This window comes from Caulobacter sp. 73W (assembly GCF_041021955.1).
Classification (GTDB): Bacteria; Pseudomonadota; Alphaproteobacteria; order Caulobacterales; family Caulobacteraceae; genus Caulobacter.
The window spans coordinates 2,025,348-2,039,997 of record NZ_CP158375.1; the positions used below are offsets into that span (position 1 = coordinate 2,025,348).

General features: G+C 68.3%; 16 protein-coding genes and 1 pseudogene. 12 read left to right on the forward strand and 5 right to left on the reverse strand.

Annotated elements, in window-relative coordinates; genetic code table 11:
• Positions 1-24: 24 nt before the first annotated feature.
• The 3 genes and pseudogenes from ABOZ73_RS09405 to ABOZ73_RS09415 all read right to left on the reverse strand — a co-directional run.
• Positions 25-954, reverse strand: a pseudogene (locus tag ABOZ73_RS09405) (aminoglycoside phosphotransferase family protein); the annotation flags it as partial.
• Positions 920-1,372 (reverse strand): tRNA (adenosine(37)-N6)-threonylcarbamoyltransferase complex ATPase subunit type 1 TsaE, encoded by a 453-nt coding sequence (gene tsaE, locus ABOZ73_RS09410; RefSeq protein WP_369057901.1) that lies wholly within the window; start codon positions 1,370-1,372, stop codon positions 920-922. The pseudogene ABOZ73_RS09405 and the gene tsaE, both read right to left, overlap by 35 nt.
• A gap of 43 nt (positions 1,373-1,415) precedes the next feature.
• Positions 1,416-1,670, reverse strand: coding sequence for a hypothetical protein (locus tag ABOZ73_RS09415; RefSeq protein WP_369057902.1), 255 nt, complete (start codon positions 1,668-1,670; stop codon positions 1,416-1,418).
• Positions 1,671-1,765: 95 nt separating this feature from the next.
• On the opposite strand from ABOZ73_RS09415, the gene zapE reads away from it, so the two are divergent.
• From zapE to ABOZ73_RS09450, 7 genes are all read left to right on the forward strand, one after another.
• Entirely contained in the window at positions 1,766-2,878 is a 1,113-nt protein-coding gene (gene zapE, locus ABOZ73_RS09420) for a cell division protein ZapE (RefSeq protein ID WP_369057903.1), read from the forward strand.
• Between the two features lie 182 nt (positions 2,879-3,060).
• Positions 3,061-3,471, forward strand: a complete 411-nt coding sequence (gene sdhC / locus ABOZ73_RS09425; protein ID WP_369057904.1) for a succinate dehydrogenase, cytochrome b556 subunit — start codon at positions 3,061-3,063, stop codon at positions 3,469-3,471.
• The gene (sdhD, locus tag ABOZ73_RS09430) at positions 3,468-3,869 is read left to right on the forward strand and encodes a succinate dehydrogenase, hydrophobic membrane anchor protein (protein ID WP_369057905.1); all 402 of its coding nucleotides are present in this window, start codon (positions 3,468-3,470) and stop codon (positions 3,867-3,869) included. Before sdhC ends, sdhD begins: the two co-directional genes overlap by 4 nt.
• Complete coding sequence (gene sdhA, locus ABOZ73_RS09435; RefSeq protein ID WP_369057906.1) at positions 3,869-5,656, forward strand: succinate dehydrogenase flavoprotein subunit; 1,788 nt, start codon at positions 3,869-3,871, stop codon at positions 5,654-5,656. The genes sdhD and sdhA overlap by 1 nt, the downstream gene beginning before the upstream one ends.
• A gap of 9 nt (positions 5,657-5,665) precedes the next feature.
• On the forward strand, positions 5,666-6,448 hold the full coding sequence (locus ABOZ73_RS09440) for a succinate dehydrogenase iron-sulfur subunit (RefSeq protein ID WP_369057907.1): 783 nt from the start codon (positions 5,666-5,668) through the stop codon (positions 6,446-6,448).
• A 69-nt stretch (positions 6,449-6,517) separates the two neighbouring features.
• Positions 6,518-7,741: an NAD(P)/FAD-dependent oxidoreductase gene (locus tag ABOZ73_RS09445; RefSeq protein WP_369057908.1), complete on the forward strand. Its 1,224-nt coding sequence runs from the start codon at positions 6,518-6,520 to the stop codon at positions 7,739-7,741.
• 27 nt (positions 7,742-7,768) lie between these two features.
• Positions 7,769-8,089 (forward strand): 2Fe-2S iron-sulfur cluster-binding protein, encoded by a 321-nt coding sequence (locus tag ABOZ73_RS09450; protein ID WP_369057909.1) that lies wholly within the window; start codon positions 7,769-7,771, stop codon positions 8,087-8,089.
• 15 nt (positions 8,090-8,104) lie between these two features.
• On the opposite strand, the gene ABOZ73_RS09455 is transcribed toward ABOZ73_RS09450, so the two are convergent.
• Complete coding sequence (locus tag ABOZ73_RS09455) at positions 8,105-10,435, reverse strand: ATP-binding protein (protein WP_369057910.1); 2,331 nt, start codon at positions 10,433-10,435, stop codon at positions 8,105-8,107.
• 93 nt (positions 10,436-10,528) lie between these two features.
• Between ABOZ73_RS09455 and ABOZ73_RS09460 the strand changes: the two genes are divergently transcribed.
• Complete coding sequence (locus tag ABOZ73_RS09460) at positions 10,529-10,933, forward strand: metallopeptidase family protein (RefSeq protein WP_369062512.1); 405 nt, start codon at positions 10,529-10,531, stop codon at positions 10,931-10,933.
• Here the strand turns inward: ABOZ73_RS09460 and ABOZ73_RS09465 are convergent.
• On the reverse strand, positions 10,930-11,652 hold the full coding sequence (locus ABOZ73_RS09465; protein WP_369057911.1) for an NAD-dependent deacylase: 723 nt from the start codon (positions 11,650-11,652) through the stop codon (positions 10,930-10,932). The two genes, ABOZ73_RS09460 and ABOZ73_RS09465, sit on opposite strands and share 4 nt — an antisense overlap.
• Positions 11,653-11,770: 118 nt before the next feature.
• Here ABOZ73_RS09465 and ABOZ73_RS09470 point away from each other — a divergent pair, with 118 nt between their 5' ends.
• The 4 genes from ABOZ73_RS09470 (at position 11,771) to mmcB (ending at position 14,578) form a co-directional block, all read left to right on the forward strand.
• A complete protein-coding gene (locus ABOZ73_RS09470; protein WP_369057912.1) occupies positions 11,771-12,898 on the forward strand; it encodes a ferritin-like domain-containing protein in 1,128 nt (375 codons plus the stop codon).
• Between the two features lie 82 nt (positions 12,899-12,980).
• Entirely contained in the window at positions 12,981-13,508 is a 528-nt protein-coding gene (locus ABOZ73_RS09475) for a lipocalin family protein (protein WP_369057913.1), read from the forward strand.
• Between the two features lie 8 nt (positions 13,509-13,516).
• Positions 13,517-14,068 (forward strand): lipocalin family protein, encoded by a 552-nt coding sequence (locus ABOZ73_RS09480; protein ID WP_369057914.1) that lies wholly within the window; start codon positions 13,517-13,519, stop codon positions 14,066-14,068.
• 54 nt (positions 14,069-14,122) lie between these two features.
• Positions 14,123-14,578, forward strand: coding sequence for a DNA repair putative endonuclease MmcB (gene mmcB / locus ABOZ73_RS09485; protein ID WP_369057915.1), 456 nt, complete (start codon positions 14,123-14,125; stop codon positions 14,576-14,578).
• The last annotated feature ends 72 nt before the right edge of the window (positions 14,579-14,650 follow it).

Here is a 14,650-nt window from a genome sequence, read left to right on the forward strand (position 1 = left end):
GATGCGGCAGGTATTCAGCGCGCCCAGGGCGGCGAAGTCGGCGCGGAACTGGCCGGCGTCGAGCTCCGGCCGGGCGGCGAGGTAGCGGGCCAGGCAGCGCTCCTCCAGGTCCGGCGTCACCTGGCGGCGGGCGTCGTGCAGCAGCATGGAGAAGTCCCAGGCCGGGTGCGCCTTCACCGCGTCCTGGAAGTCGATCAGGCCGACGCGGGCCGGACCTTCGCGGGCCGGCAGCCAGAGCAGGTTCTCGGCGTGATAGTCGCGATGGCAGAAGACCGAGGCGCCGGCCTCGGCCCGCTGGCGGATCGGCGCCCACAGGGTCTCCCAGTCGGCGATCGCCTTGACGTCGAAGGACAGCTCTGTGCGCAGCTTCGGCAGCCATTCGACCAGCAGGTCCTGGGCCATCTTCAGGGCCAGGTCGTCATAGGTCAGCAACGGCCATTCGACATCGCCATAGGACAGCCTGTCCGGCGTCGGCGCGGCGTGCAGCACCAGCAGCGCGTCGACGGCGGCGTCGTAGAGCTGGATCTCGTTGGTCCCGGCGGCGATCTCGGCGGCGAACAGGCCGTCGCCCAGGTCCTCCAGGACCGCCAGGCCGAGCCCGGCGTCGAAGGCCAGGATGGTCGGGGCCGACAGGCCAAGCGACTTAAGGTGCCGGGCGCAGGCCACGAAGGCGTCGACCCGGCCGGCGGCTAGGCGATAGGCGGCGTTGAAGCCCAAGGCGAGGCGCTCCTCGCGGGTGGCGTCCGGCGGGCAGGCCGGGGTCTCGGCCTTGGGCGGCTGGTCCATGAAGATCAGGGTCGAGCCGTCGGGCCGGTGCAGCCGTTCATAGGCGCGGGTCGAGGCGTCGCCGCTCAGGGCCTCGCGACGGACGTCGCCAAAACCGTTGGCGTCCAGGAAGGCGGCCTTGGCCGCGCTGCGATCAGAACTCAAGCTCGCGCCCTCTCCACGCGCCATGGCGGGTCAGCCGCGCACGGCGGCCCTCGCCTTCGGGCGTGATCTCTATATCGAGTCGGTCGGCGGGAAGCGCTCCGTCGAGCCGCTGCGGCCATTCGATCACCGCCGCACCGTCCTCCAGCGCCTCCTCCAGCCCGATCTCATAGGCCTCGTCCGGCGAGGTCAGGCGGTAGAGATCGAAGTGGGCCACAGGAAAGTCCGGCCCGTCGTAGAACTGGACCAGGGTGAAGGTCGGGGACGGCACGTCCTCGTCCGGGGTGGTCAGGGCGCGGACCAGCGCCCGGGCCAGGGTCGACTTGCCGGCGCCCAGGGGGCCGTAGAGGCAGACGGCCTCTCCCTTGCGCAGGGCGCGGGCGATGATCCGGCCCAGGCGGGCGGTGTCGGCCTCCTCGGCCAGAAGACGTTCGATGGACGGCATCGCGGCGACCATAGGGGGCCGCGCGGCGCCGTGGAAGTCGGCCTTAGGGCTGGCGGCCGACTTCGCTCCGCTCTTCGGAAGCGCGGGCCTCGTCGCGGTCGGCGTCGCTCAGGCTAGGCTCTTCCTCTTCCAGCTTGATGTCCTCGGGCAGGCCTGGCTCGCGGGTGGGGTCAGCCTGAAGCCGTAGATCACGCGCGCCGACGCCGCCGCCTTGCTGGATGCTGCGATTGGCCTGCGGCGTGTTGGGGTCGTAGGAGCGGTCCTCGCCACTGGTCTGAGGGTTCTTGTCTTCGGCCATGGGGGCGTCTCCTGTTGCTGATCGGTTGAGCAACGGGCGGCGTCGGCGGCCGTTCCGGCTTTTCAGGGAGGCGTCTGGCCGCTAGTCAGACGGCCATGTCGATCCGCACCGCCTATCAGGACCGCCTCGCCCAGGGTCAGATCATGCCCGATGCGGCCCAGGCGGCGGGGATCGAGACCCTGGCCCGGTTGGAGGCGGCCCTGGACGCGGCCGGCGAGCCCGGCTTCAAGTTCTTCGGCCGCAAGCCCAAGAGCCAGAAGGGCGTCTATCTGTGGGGGCCAGTGGGTCGGGGCAAGTCCATGATCATGGACCTGTTCTTCGAGACTGCGCCGACGGCCCGCAAGCGCCGCATTCACTTCCACGCCTTCATGGCCGAGGTCCACGCCGACATCGACGCCTGGCGCAAGGGCGACGCCGCGGCGCGCAAAGCGCGGTTCGGCCAGCACAAGGGCGACGATCCCATCGCCCCGACGGCCGAGAAGATCGCTTCGGAAGCACGACTGCTGTGCTTTGACGAGCTTCAGGTCACCGACATCGCCGACGCCATGATCCTGGGCCGGCTGTTCGAGGGGCTGTTCGACCATGGGGTGACCCTGGTCGCCACCTCGAACCGGCCGCCGGAGGACCTGTACAAGAACGGCATCAATCGCCAGCTGTTCACCCCCTTCATCGACATGCTGAAGGCGCGGATGGAGGTGATCACCGTGGCGGGCCCGAAGGATTTCCGCCTTGATCGCCTGCGGGCGGCGCGGATCTGGCTGTCGCCCATCGACCCGGACAACCGGCGCGAGTTCGACCGCCTGTGGGCCGACATGCTGGACGGCGCGGCCGAGACCGGCGCGACGGTCGAGGTCATGGGCCGCAAGCTGGCCCTGCCCCGCGCGGCCGGCGGCCTGCTGCGGGCCGGGTTCGCCGAGCTGTGCGACAAGCCGCTGGGGCCCCAGGACTATCTGGCCGTGGCCGAACGCTTTCACACCGTGTTTTTGGAAGATCTGCCCCGGCTGCGGCCGGAACGGCGTGACGCGGCCAAGCGGTTCAACACCCTGGTCGACGCCCTTTACGAGGCGGGGACCAAGATCGTCGTCCTGGCCGAGGCGGAGCCGGAGACCCTATATCCCAAAGGCGACGGCGCGTTCGAGTTCGAGCGCACCGTGTCGCGGCTGCAGGAGATGCGGTCGGCGGGCTGGCTGGAGAAGGTGCGGGAGTAGGCGCCGCGCGTCCTTCAACCCCCTCTTTACCATAACGCCGATACAGGCTGCGTCAGCTTGGCGCAGCTTGCGCATCAAGGGGTTGAGATCGATTCTCAACAGTCTCGGTTTCGTTGACACCCCCTGATCGCGGCTTAAAAGCGGCGCAGCACTTATAAGGACGAACAGGGGCCGAACGTCTGATGACCGCACCCAACGGGGGACTTCCGCAGCGCCCGATGTCGCCGCACCTGCAGGTGTGGCGCTGGCATGTGACCATGGCCTGCTCCATTTTGCACCGCGCCAGCATCTTCGCGCTGTACCTGGGCGCCATCCTTCTGGCCGGCTGGGCCGTCGCCCTGGCCTCCGGCCCCGACCACTACGCCTGCTATGTCGAGGTCGTCGGCTCGCCGCTGGGCAAGCTCGTTCTGTTCGGCATCACGGTCATGCTGTTCTTCAACCTCGCCTACAACGTCCGCCAGGCCTTCTGGGACCTGGGCTACGGCTTCACGCCGAAGACCGCGGACATGACCGGCGTCGTCGCCATCGCCTTCGGCGTCGTCGCCGCGGTCGTGGTCTGGGTCATCGCTGGTTTCACGGGGGCCCTGTCGTGAGCACGTCTTCCTCCAACTTCCGCACCCCGCGCTCGCGCGCCCACGGCCTGGGCTCGGCCAAGCACGGCGTCGGCCACTTCATCGTCGAGCGCGTCTCGGCCCTGGCTTCGGTTCCCCTGGTCCTGTGGGGCGTCTTCGCCGGCCTGCGCCTGGCGGGCGCCGATCATGAGGGCGCGGTCGCCTGGATCGCCCAGCCGATCAACGCGGTCCTGCTGTCGCTGCTGCTGGTGGTGGGCCTGATCCACCTGAAGAACGCCATGCAGGTGGTGATCGAGGATTACATCGAGCGCTTCGCCAGCAAGACGGCGCTGCTGCTTCTCAATCTGTTCGTCAGCGTCCTCACGGGCGCCCTGGGTGTGTTCGCGATCGTCAAGATCGCCCTCACCGGAGCCATCTGATGTCGGCCTACAAGTTCATCGACCATAAGTTCGACGTCGTGGTCGTCGGGGCCGGCGGCTCCGGCCTGCGCGCCGCGCTGGGCTGCTCGCAAGCCGGCCTGCGCACCGCCTGCGTGACCAAGGTGTTCCCGACCCGCAGCCACACCGTGGCGGCACAAGGGGGCATCTCCGCCTCGCTCGGCAACATGAGCCAGGATGACTGGCGCTGGCACATGTACGACACCGTCAAGGGGTCGGACTGGCTGGGCGACCAGGACGCCATCGAATACCTGACCCGCAACGCCCCGGCCGCCGTCTATGAGCTGGAGCACTGGGGCGTGCCGTTCTCGCGGACCGAGGAAGGCAAGATCTATCAGCGCGCCTTCGGCGGCATGACCAAGAACTACGGCGAGGCCCCGATCCAGCGCACCTGCGCGGCGGCGGACCGGACCGGCCACGCCATGCTGCACACCATGTACGGGCAGTCGCTGGCGCACGACACCGAGTTCTTCATCGAGTACTTCGCCCTCGACCTGATCATGGAAGACGGCGTCTGCCGCGGCGTCACCGCGTGGAAGCTGGACGACGGCACCCTGCACCGCTTCCAGGCGCAGATGGTCATCCTGGCCACCGGCGGTTACGGCCGCGCCTACTTCTCGGCCACCTCGGCCCACACCTGCACCGGCGACGGCAACGCCATGGTGCTGCGCGCCGGCCTGCCGCTGCAGGACATGGAATTCGTGCAGTTCCACCCGACCGGCATCTACGGCGCCGGCTGCCTGATCACCGAAGGCGCCCGCGGCGAAGGCGGTTACCTGACCAACTCCGAAGGCGAGCGCTTCATGGAGCGCTATGCGCCGTCCGTTAAGGACCTGGCGCCGCGCGACATGGTCAGCCGCGCCATGACCATCGAGATCCGCGAAGGGCGTGGGGTCGGTCCGAACAAGGACCACATCTTCCTGCACCTGGACCACCTGGATCCGAAGATCCTGGCCGCACGCCTGCCCGGCATCTCCGAGACCGCCAAGGTGTTCTCGGGCGTCGACGTCACCAAGGCGCCGATCCCGGTCCTGCCGACCGTCCACTACAACATGGGCGGCATCCCGACGAACTTCCACGGCGAGGTCGTCACCAAGTCCGGCAAGAACCCGGACCAGGTGATCCCGGGCCTGATGGCCGTTGGCGAAGCGGCCTGCGTGAGCGTCCACGGCGCCAACCGCCTGGGCTCCAACTCGCTGATCGACCTGGTGGTGTTCGGCCGCGCGGCCGGCCTGCGCTGCGCCGAGATCCTGACCCCCGGCGCCACCCAGCCGGAACTGAAGGACAGCCACACCGAGGCCCACCTGTCGCGCTTCGACGCCTTCCGCAACGCTTCGGGCTCGACTCCGACGGCGGCCCTGCGCCTCGAGATGCAGAAGGCCATGCAGGAAGACGCCGCCGTGTTCCGCACCGGCGAGAGCCTGGAAAGCGGCGTGAAGCGCCTGGCCGACGTCTACGCCAAGAAGGCTGACCTGCAGGTCAGCGACCGCGGCCTGGTCTGGAACACCGACCTGATGGAGACCCTGGAGTTCGACAACCTCGTCGGGCAGGCCGTGGTCACCGTCAACGGCGCCCTGAACCGCACCGAGAGCCGCGGCGCGCACGCCCGCGAGGACTGCCCGGACCGCGACGACAAAAAGTGGATGAAGCACACGCTGGCGTGGCTCGATCAGGCGACCGGCAAGGTCAAGATCGATTACCGCCCCGTCCACGACTACACGATGTCCAACGACATCGCCTACATCCCGCCCAAGGCACGGGTTTACTGAGGTAGTAAGATGGTCGAACTCGCGCTGCCGAAGAACTCCCGCGTCCAGGCCGGCAAGCACTGGCCCGCGCCGGCGGGAGCCACGAAGGTCAAGTCCTTCAAGATCTACCGCTACGATCCCGAGCTGGGCGGAAACCCGCGCTGGGACACGTACGACATCGATGTGGACGCGTGCGGGCCGATGGTCCTGGACGCCCTGCTCTACATCAAGAACAACGTCGACCCGACCCTGGCCTTCCGCCGGTCGTGCCGCGAGGGCGTCTGCGGCTCCTGCTCGATGAACATCGGCGGGCGCAACACTCTGGCCTGCACCCACGGCTGGGAGGAAGTGCCCGGCAAGGCCGTGCAGATCAGCCCGCTGCCGCACCTGCCGGTGGTCAAGGACCTGATCCCGGACCTCACGCTGTTCTACGCCCAGTACGCCTCGATCGAGCCGTGGCTGCACACCGAGACGCCGACCCCTGAAAAGGAATGGCGCCAAGCCCCGGACGACCGCGAGAAGCTGGACGGCCTGTACGAGTGCATCCTGTGCGCCTGCTGCTCGACCTCGTGCCCGAGCTACTGGTGGAACGGCGAGAAGTACCTCGGCCCGGCCGCCCTGCTGCACGCCTATCGCTGGCTGATCGACAGCCGCGACGAGTCCACGGGCGAACGCCTCGACGCGCTCGAGGATCCGTTCAAGCTCTATCGCTGCCACACGATCATGAACTGCGCCCAGGTCTGCCCGAAGGGTCTGAACCCGGCCAAGGCGATCGCCGAGATCAAGAAGATGATGGTGGAGCGGGTGGTCTGATCCACCCGCCGATCCCTCTTGCCAATAAGTGACGCCCCCGTCATCTTTGGCCGACGGGAGGAACGTCGAGTGAGCAAACCGCGCGTCGTAATCGTGGGTGCCGGCCATGCCGGCGGCTCAGCGGCGGCTTTTCTGCGTCAGTACGGCTTCGATGGCCCGATTTATCTGGTCGGCGAAGAGCCGCTGCTTCCCTATCAACGCCCCCCGCTGTCCAAGGCTTGGCTGAAAGGCGAGGCGGATGCTGACAGCCTAGCCCTGAAACCGGCTGCCTGGTACGCCGAGGCCGAGGTCGCCCTGCGACTGGGCGGCGTGGCCAGCGAGATCAATCGCGGCGCCAAGACCGTGACCCTCGCCAGCGGCGAGGCCATTCCCTACGACTTCCTGATCCTGGCCACCGGCGCCCGCGCGCGGATGCTGCCCATTCCCGGGGCGGACCTGGCCAATGTCCTGGCCCTGCGCACGGCGGCGGACGCCGAGCATCTGAAGAGCGTCCTGGGGGCCGGCAAGCGGCTGGCCATCATCGGCGGCGGCTATGTGGGTCTGGAGGCGGCGGCTTCGGCCCGCGCCCTGGGCGCCGAAGCGGTGGTGATCGAGCGAGAGAACCGGGTGCTGGCGCGGGTCGCCTGCCCCGAGCTTTCCCATTTCTTCCAGCGCTATCACGGCGAGCGCGGCGTGACCTTCGAGCTGCACGCCGGGGTTGAGGCCTTTGTCGGCGAGGACGGCAAGGTGACGGGCGTGAAGCTGGCCGACGGCCGCACCGTTCCCTGCGACGCGGTCCTGGTGGGCGTCGGCGCCCATCCCAATGACGAGCTGGCCAAGGATTGCGGCCTCGACTGCGCCGGCGGCGTGGTCGTGGACCTGGAGGCCCGGACCTCGGACCCGCACATCTTCGCCATCGGCGACGTGTCGCATCGGCCTCTGCCGATCTATGAGCGCCAGTTCCGCTTGGAGAGCGTGCCCAACGCCCTGGAACAGGCCAAGCAGGCGGCCAGCGCCATCGCCGGCCGCGCCGGCCCGACGCCGGAAGTGCCGTGGTTCTGGTCCGACCAGTTCGACCTGAAGCTTCAGATCGCCGGCCTGCCCTTCGACGCCGACCGCATCATCGTGCGCGGGAATCCGGATACGGCCAGCTTCGCTGTGTTCCACCTGAAGGGCGACCTGATCCAGGCGGTGGAGGCGGTGAACGCTCCGCCCGAGTTCATGGCCGGCAAGATGCTGATCGCACGGCGCACGCCCGTGTCGCTGGACAAGCTGGCCGATACGACAATTTCAATGAAGGAGGTCGCGGCCTAGACTGGCCCGACCCGCATCGAGGAACGCATGGCGAAGATCACCTACATCGAACACGACGGTACCGAGCACGTGGTCGACGTGAAGCCCGGCCTGACGGTGATGGAAGGGGCTGTGAAGAACAACATCCCCGGTATCGACGCCGACTGCGGCGGAGCCTGCGCCTGCGCCACCTGCCACGTCTATGTGAAAGAGGAATGGCGCGACAAGACCGGCACGGCCTCGGCCATGGAGGAGTCGATGCTCGACTTCGCTGAGAACGTCGAGGCCAACAGCCGCCTGTCCTGCCAGATCAAGGTGACCGACGAACTGGACGGCCTCGTCGTCAGCATGCCGGAAAACCAGCACTAGGAGCCTTGGCCCTCCTCAGGTCTTGAAGGCCAGCTCCGGCTGGGCGGCACCGGACAGGACGGCTTCGGGCAGGTGGCAGGTGAAGACCGCGCCGGCGCCCGGCTCGCTCTCGAGCGCCACCCAGCCTCCGTGCAGCTCCACCAGCGCCTTGACCAGGGCCAGGCCCAGGCCCGGGCCGCCGCGGTCGCGGTCCACGAAGCGGTCGAAGATGTGGGCCTGGACGTGGAACGGGATGCCGCGGCCGGTGTCGGCCACCTGCAGCCGCATCTCGCCCACCGCGCGGGTCGCCGACAGGGTGACCTTGCCGCCCTGCGGTGTCTGCAGCAGAGCGTTCTCCATCAGATGGTCCAGCACCTGGCCCAGGCGCTTGGGGTCGCCGCGGATCAGGCCCACGGCCGGGTCGCAGGACAGGTCGAGGGTGATCCTGCCGCCCTGGGCCCGCTCGATCCAGCGCGCCTCGGCGTCGGCCAGCAGGTCGTAGACTCGGATGTCCTGCACATCGAGCGCCATCTCGTCGGCGTCGATCTGGGCCATGTCGAGCACGTCGTCGATGGACCGGGCCAGCTGCGAGGCGGCGGTGCGCACCGATGAAAGGTGGGCGCGGGCGCGCTCTGGCATGGACTCGCCCATGTGCTCCAGCAGCTCGGAATAGCCGATGATCGTGGTGAGCGGCGTGCGCAGCTCGTAGGAGACGTTGCCGACGAAGTCGCGCTTCAGGCGCTGGGCCTCGGCCAGGGCCATGGAGCGGTCGGCGACGGCCTGCTCCAGCTGGCGGGTGTCAGTGATGTCGGAGAAGGCGATCAGGGTCGCGCCGTCGGGCAACGGCCGCGACTGGTAGGCGATGATCCGGCTGTCGCTGTCCTTGATCTCGCCGCTGATCGGCGCGCGCGCCTGGGGATCGGGGTCGGCGACGCGGCCCTTCAGCTCGCGCCAGAACTGCAGGTCGTGGATGCGGTGCTGGCAAAGCTCCACCACCCGCTCGAAGTCGCCGGCCGCTTCCAGATCGGCGGCGCCGACGTTCCAGAAGCGGGCGAAGGCGTCGTTATGCAGGCGCAGGCGGCCGTCGGAGCCGAACACCGACACGGCGTCGGTCAGCTTGTCGAGGGTGGCTTGCTGCACCTGGATCAGGGCGTTGTACTGGGCCTTCAGGCGCAGCTCGCCGGTGATGTCGGAATAGAGCACCAGCATGCCGCCCAGAGGATGGGGCTGGCGGACGACCTTCAGCGTGCGGCCATCGGGGACGGTCCACATGTCGTCGGCCTGAGGGCGGATGTCCTCGTAATGGGCCAGTTCGCTGGCCTTCCACTTGGCGTAGTCCACCGTCTCGGGCAGGCGGCGGCGCTGGCGCAGGCGGTCGAGGATCTCGCTGTGGGTCGGGCTGTCGGCCAGCCAGGCGGGCTCCAGCCCCCACAGCTCTGCGAAGGCTGTGTTGTGGAACGACAGGCGGCGTTGCTGGCTGAAGATCGCCACGGCGTCGCCGATGTAGTTCAGGGTCTCGTCGTGCGCTTCGACGTGCTTCTTGAACGCCTCGCGAACGCTTTCCAGCTCGCTGACATCGACGCTCCAGACGCCGGCGCCGCCGCCTTCCAGCGGATCGGCGATGAACTTGAAGGCGCGACGGCGGCCCTCGATCGGCACGTGGCGCACAGCCTCGCGCTTCTTGCCCAGATTGGCGGCCTCGCTGGCCAGGGCCTCGGCCGGACGGTCGAAGGACAGCTGGCGGGCGACGGCGTCGGCGAAACTGGCGGCGCCCACCGCCCGCAGCCAGGCGGCGTTGGCCCACTGCAGGGCGCCGTCGCCGCCGGCGATCCAGGCGGGGTCGCGGCGGGCGTCGAGGAAGGCGGCGAAGCGGGCTGCGGTCGGCAGGCCCTCGTCCTCGTCCAGGGCGGTGAGGCGCAGCCAGGCGATGGCGCCGGCGGCGCGGCCCTCGACCGACACGGCGCCCTTGGGGCCGCGGGCCTCGAAAGCGCAGGGCTCGCCGCGATCGAACAGGGCGCGCAGGCGTTTGGCGTGGTCGGGCTCGGCCCGCATCACGGCGTTGACCACGGCCTGGGCCTCGGGCCGATCGATGCCGAACACGGCGGCGCAGGCGATCAGGCTGTCGATGCCGGAGGCCAGCATGGCCTCGCCGTCGTCGATGGCGATCAGGGCGCTGTCGAAGGCCTCGGCCGAGGCCTGGGCGGCGGAGGTCAGGGTCTGGGCGTCGCGCAGCTGGCGCTTCAGCCCAGCCATCTGCTCCTCGTGGCGGCGGCGCTGGGCCACCGACCACAGGGTCGCGCACACCGCCAGGCTCACCGCGCCGGCCGTGGCGGCGAGTATCAGGTCTGACGGACTGAAAGGAGCCAAGAGCGGTCCTGGGGCGAGCGGCGAATCAGGAAATTAATCTTAAGCCGCATCCGCGCCGCTGGCGAACGGTCAAGAAGAGTTTATCTGCAGATGATGACTGACTGGACCACGGCCAAAGCGCCCGGACTCGACGATTTCGCCCGCCTCGCCCAGGCCGCCTTCGAAGCCCTGCCCTCGGAAGTGCGCAAGCTGGCGGGGGACGTGCTGTTCCGCATCGAGGATTTCGCCGACGAGGCGACCCTGGACGAGATGGAGATCCAGGGCCCGTTCGAGCTGACGGGCCTGTATCGCGGCGTCGACATCGGCCGCCGCTCGTTCCTGGGCCCGGCGCCAGAGGCGGCGATGATCTTCCTCTATCGCCGCCCGATCCTCGACGAGTGGGCCGACCGGGGCGATCTGGAGCTGGGCGAACTGATCAGCCACGTCCTGGTCCACGAGATCGGCCACCACTACGGCCTGTCGGACGAGGACATCCACCGGATCGAGGACGAGGGCTAGGCCCTCAACACCTCCTCCACCCACGCCGGGACGATCTCCGTAGCCGGGCCATAGCGCCTGTCGTCGAAGGCGAAGGCGTTCTGCGAAGGCTCCAGGTTCAGCTCGCAGGTGCGGATGCCCCACGTCCTCGCCTGCGACACCAGGCCGGCGGCCGGATAGACCGAGCCGGAGGTGCCAAGCGAGACGAACAGGTCGGCGTCGGACAGCTCTTCGTCGATCAGGTCCAGGCCAAGGGGCGTCTCGCCGAACCACACCACGTCGGGGCGCAGGAGGCCGGCGTGGCCGCAATGGGGACAGGCGCGATCCAGGGTCAGGGCGGCGCGGTCGTCGAAGATGACGCCGCAATGGCCGCAACGGCTGCGGAACACCTGGCCGTGCATGTGGTGGACGGCCCGCGCCCCGCCGCGCTCGTGCAGTTCATCGACGTTCTGGGTGCACAGGAACAGCTTGCCGCCGCGCGCGGCCAGCTCCCGCTCCAGCCGGGCGACGGCGAAGTGGGCGGCGTTGGGTTCGGCCTCGCCGTGGTTCTCGCGGCGCATGGAATAGAAGGCCAGCACCTTGGCCGGATCGCGGGCGTAGCCCTGCGGCGTGGCCACCTCGTTCAGATCGAAGCGCGTCCACAGCCCGCCCTTGTCGCGAAAGGTGCCCAGGCCGCTTTCGGCCGACACCCCGGCCCCCGTGAGCAGAAAGATCCGCAAGTTTTTGACTCCTTCGCTCAAATTACAAACGTGACGCTGCCGTCATTTTTGTTTGACCGTCGATATTTTTGGGGAGATGGTTTTACAGCCAGAGGTTCCAGACAAGCGGACCCGCCTTTAGGGCCAAAAGGAGAGCGCCGTGACCGACAAGAACATCACCAAGGACGCCATGTACGATGCGGTGGCGCCGGACGACTTCGAGTTGATGCTCGAACTCGACCGGTACAACAACCGCTCCACGGCGTTCGACAAGATCATCTCCGCCACCCACGACCACTTCTGGGACCCGCTGGACAAGGCCTATATCGACTTCGACGAGCCGTTCGACATGGAGAACCAGGCCCTGGTGCCCGAGGATCTCGTGATCGCCCTGTCGACCGACTACGTGTCCAACCACCTGTCCGATCCCAAGCAGCGCATCCGCTTCATCAACCAGTCGGTGCTGCGCAGCTTCTCCTCCATCCTGCACGGCGAGCAGGGCGCGCTGAACCTGTCGGCCAGCCTGTGCCACGTTCTGAAGGACCAGGGCGCGCAGGAGTACGCCGCCAACCAGACGCGCGAGGAAGCCCGCCACGTCACCGCCTTCGCCAAGTACATCAAGGCCCGCTGGGGCCGCCCGGTGGAATGCGGCCCGGCGCTGAAGACCCTGCTGGTGGAGATCATCGGCGCGCCTGAGGTCTACAAGAAGATCATCGGCATGCAGATGCTGGTGGAAGGCCTGGCCATGGGCGCCTTCGCCACCTTTTTCAACCAGATCAACGATCCGCTGGGCAAGAAGCTGCTGCAGCTGGTGATGACCGACGAGGCCTTCCACCACAAGTTCGGGAAGATCTGGGCCGACCGCACCGTGCCCAAGCTGAGCCCGGAAGAGCACAACATCATCGAGGACTGGGCGGCGCACTGCTTCCAGACCCTGCTGTTCAACCTGGTCTCGCCACACCAGCAGATGGATCTCTACGCCGAGTTCGGCCTGGATCCCGACAAGGTGGTCGAGGAGTACGGGAAGATCATGACCGACGACCTGCGTCGGGAGAACATGAAGGAGCAGACCAACATCTTCCGGGTGCTGGTGAAGACCCTGCTCAACGCCGGCATCATCACCGACCGGACCCGCGCCTTCTACGCCATGTACGTGGACATCAACGAACTGAAGGCCGAAGGCGACCGCATGGTCGGCGATGACATCGCCGAGGACGGCATCCGCTACCTGCAAGCGATCAACTTCAAGGATCGCCCGGTGAACGCGGTCAGCATCGCCGCGGAATAACCTTCGCGACAATCTGCTACAGCGCCCCGTCGGAACCCCGGCGGGGCGCTTTGCGTTGGCCGGGTCGAACCTGGGAACGCTGATGCGCTTGTTGCTCATCGCCGCCGTCGCGGCGAGCCTCACCTCCGTCTCCTTGGCCCAGGCGGCCGCGCCGCCGCCGGCCAAGCCCGTGGCCGAGCGCTTCTACAGCGGCAAGTGGTTCGAGATCGCCCGCCTGCCCAACGCCGGGCAGAAGGACTGCGAGGCGCCGACCACCGTCTTCACCCAGGCCTCCGTGGGCGCGTTCTCGGTCGTGCAGACCTGCCGCCGGGGCTCGGCCGCAGGCAAGGCCAAGGTGTTCAACACCAAGGGCAAGGTGGTCGGCGGCAGCCGCAACGCCAAGTTCTCCATGAGCTTCCTGGGCGGCCTGCATCACCAGGAATACTGGGTGCTGGACCGCGCCGACGACCAGTCTTGGGCGCTGATGGCGACCCCGGGCGGCAACTACATCTGGTTGCTGTCGCGCCAGGCGGTGATGAGCGCCGCCGCCAAGGCCGCCGCCCTTAGCCGGATGAAGGCCCTGGGCTATCCGGTCGATCGCCTCGAGTTCCCGCAGCAGCCCCCAGCCTGAGGCGAAAGATGCGCCGCGCCGCCCTGCCCCTGGCCGTGACGACGGCCCTCGCCCTGACCGCCGCCGCCTGCTTCGGCGGGCCGAGCGGCAACAAGGCCGTGCCCGAACCGGCCAAGCCGGTGGCGCTGGGGCGGTATCTGGGCCTCTGGTACGAGATCGCGCGCTATGACCAAAGCTTCGAGGTCGGCTGCGAAGGCGTGACCGCCGAATACGCCAAGCGCCCCGACGGCCTGATCAGCGTGAAGAACACCTGCCGCGAAGGCGGCCCCGACGGCGCGGTCCGCGTCAGCGAGGGCAAGGCCAAGATCGTTGAGGGCTCCGACGGCGCCAAACTGAAGGTGTCGTTCTTCGGCCCGTTCTTCTTCGGGAACTATTGGGTCCTGGACCGGGCCGAGGACTACAGCTGGGCCATCATCGGCGAGGGCTCCGGCAAGTACCTGTGGATCCTGTCGCGCCAAGCTGTCCTGCCGGAAGCCGAACGCGACGCGCTGATCGGCCGAGCCAAGACGATGGGGTACGACGTCGGGCGGCTGAAGATCGTGCGCCAGCCGCCAGCTTAGTGCTGCGGCGTCCCGGCGCTTGCCCTTCGAACATATCCAGAACAAAATGGCGGCATGGATGTCGCCATCACGATCATCTCGCGCCCGGAGACCACCGCGTCGGTGACGCGGGGGGCGGCGCGGCTGTTGATCGGGCTGGGCCATGCGCCCCTGGCCGAGGTGCGGCTGCCCAATGGACGGCGGGCCGACCTGATGGCCTTGGGCCGCAAGGGCGAGATCATCATCGTCGAGGTGAAGTCGGGCATCGACGACTTCCGCACCGACCGCAAATGGGGGGAGTACGCCCCCTATTGCGACGCCTTCTACTTCGCGGTGTCGCCGGATTTCCCCGAAGGGGTTCTTCCGGACGAGCCGGGCCTGATCACGGCCGACGCCTTTGGCGGGGCGGTGATCCGCGAGGCCAAAGCCGCGCCGCTGGCGGGCGCGCGGCGCAAAGCCCTGACCATCGCCTTCGGACGGCTGGCGGCCCTGCGCGCGGCCGGCGTCCAGGCCGAGACCCTGGACGCCTGAGCCTTCGTCACTTCGCGTCCCGCGCCGGCGGTGAGCCGGAATAGGGCGTCCCCACGGAGACCACGGCGTCGA

What these genes read in the sequence shown, in the direction of transcription:
- ABOZ73_RS09415 (WP_369057902.1), bottom strand. Translation starts at nt 1,670, where the DNA reads ATGGCCGAAGACAAGAACCCTCAGACCAGTGGCGAGGACCGCTCCTAC.
- ABOZ73_RS09450 (WP_369057909.1), top strand. Translation starts at nt 7,769, where the DNA reads ATGGCGAAGATCACCTACATCGAACACGACGGTACCGAGCACGTGGTC.
- ABOZ73_RS09440 (WP_369057907.1), top strand. Translation starts at nt 5,666, where the DNA reads ATGGTCGAACTCGCGCTGCCGAAGAACTCCCGCGTCCAGGCCGGCAAG.
- zapE (WP_369057903.1), top strand. Translation starts at nt 1,766, where the DNA reads ATGTCGATCCGCACCGCCTATCAGGACCGCCTCGCCCAGGGTCAGATC.
- ABOZ73_RS09480 (WP_369057914.1), top strand. Translation starts at nt 13,517, where the DNA reads ATGCGCCGCGCCGCCCTGCCCCTGGCCGTGACGACGGCCCTCGCCCTG.
- sdhA (WP_369057906.1), top strand. Translation starts at nt 3,869, where the DNA reads ATGTCGGCCTACAAGTTCATCGACCATAAGTTCGACGTCGTGGTCGTC.
- ABOZ73_RS09475 (WP_369057913.1), top strand. Translation starts at nt 12,981, where the DNA reads ATGCGCTTGTTGCTCATCGCCGCCGTCGCGGCGAGCCTCACCTCCGTC.
- tsaE (WP_369057901.1), bottom strand. Translation starts at nt 1,372, where the DNA reads ATGCCGTCCATCGAACGTCTTCTGGCCGAGGAGGCCGACACCGCCCGC.
- ABOZ73_RS09460 (WP_369062512.1), top strand. Translation starts at nt 10,529, where the DNA reads ATGACTGACTGGACCACGGCCAAAGCGCCCGGACTCGACGATTTCGCC.
- mmcB (WP_369057915.1), top strand. Translation starts at nt 14,123, where the DNA reads ATGGATGTCGCCATCACGATCATCTCGCGCCCGGAGACCACCGCGTCG.
- sdhC (WP_369057904.1), top strand. Translation starts at nt 3,061, where the DNA reads ATGACCGCACCCAACGGGGGACTTCCGCAGCGCCCGATGTCGCCGCAC.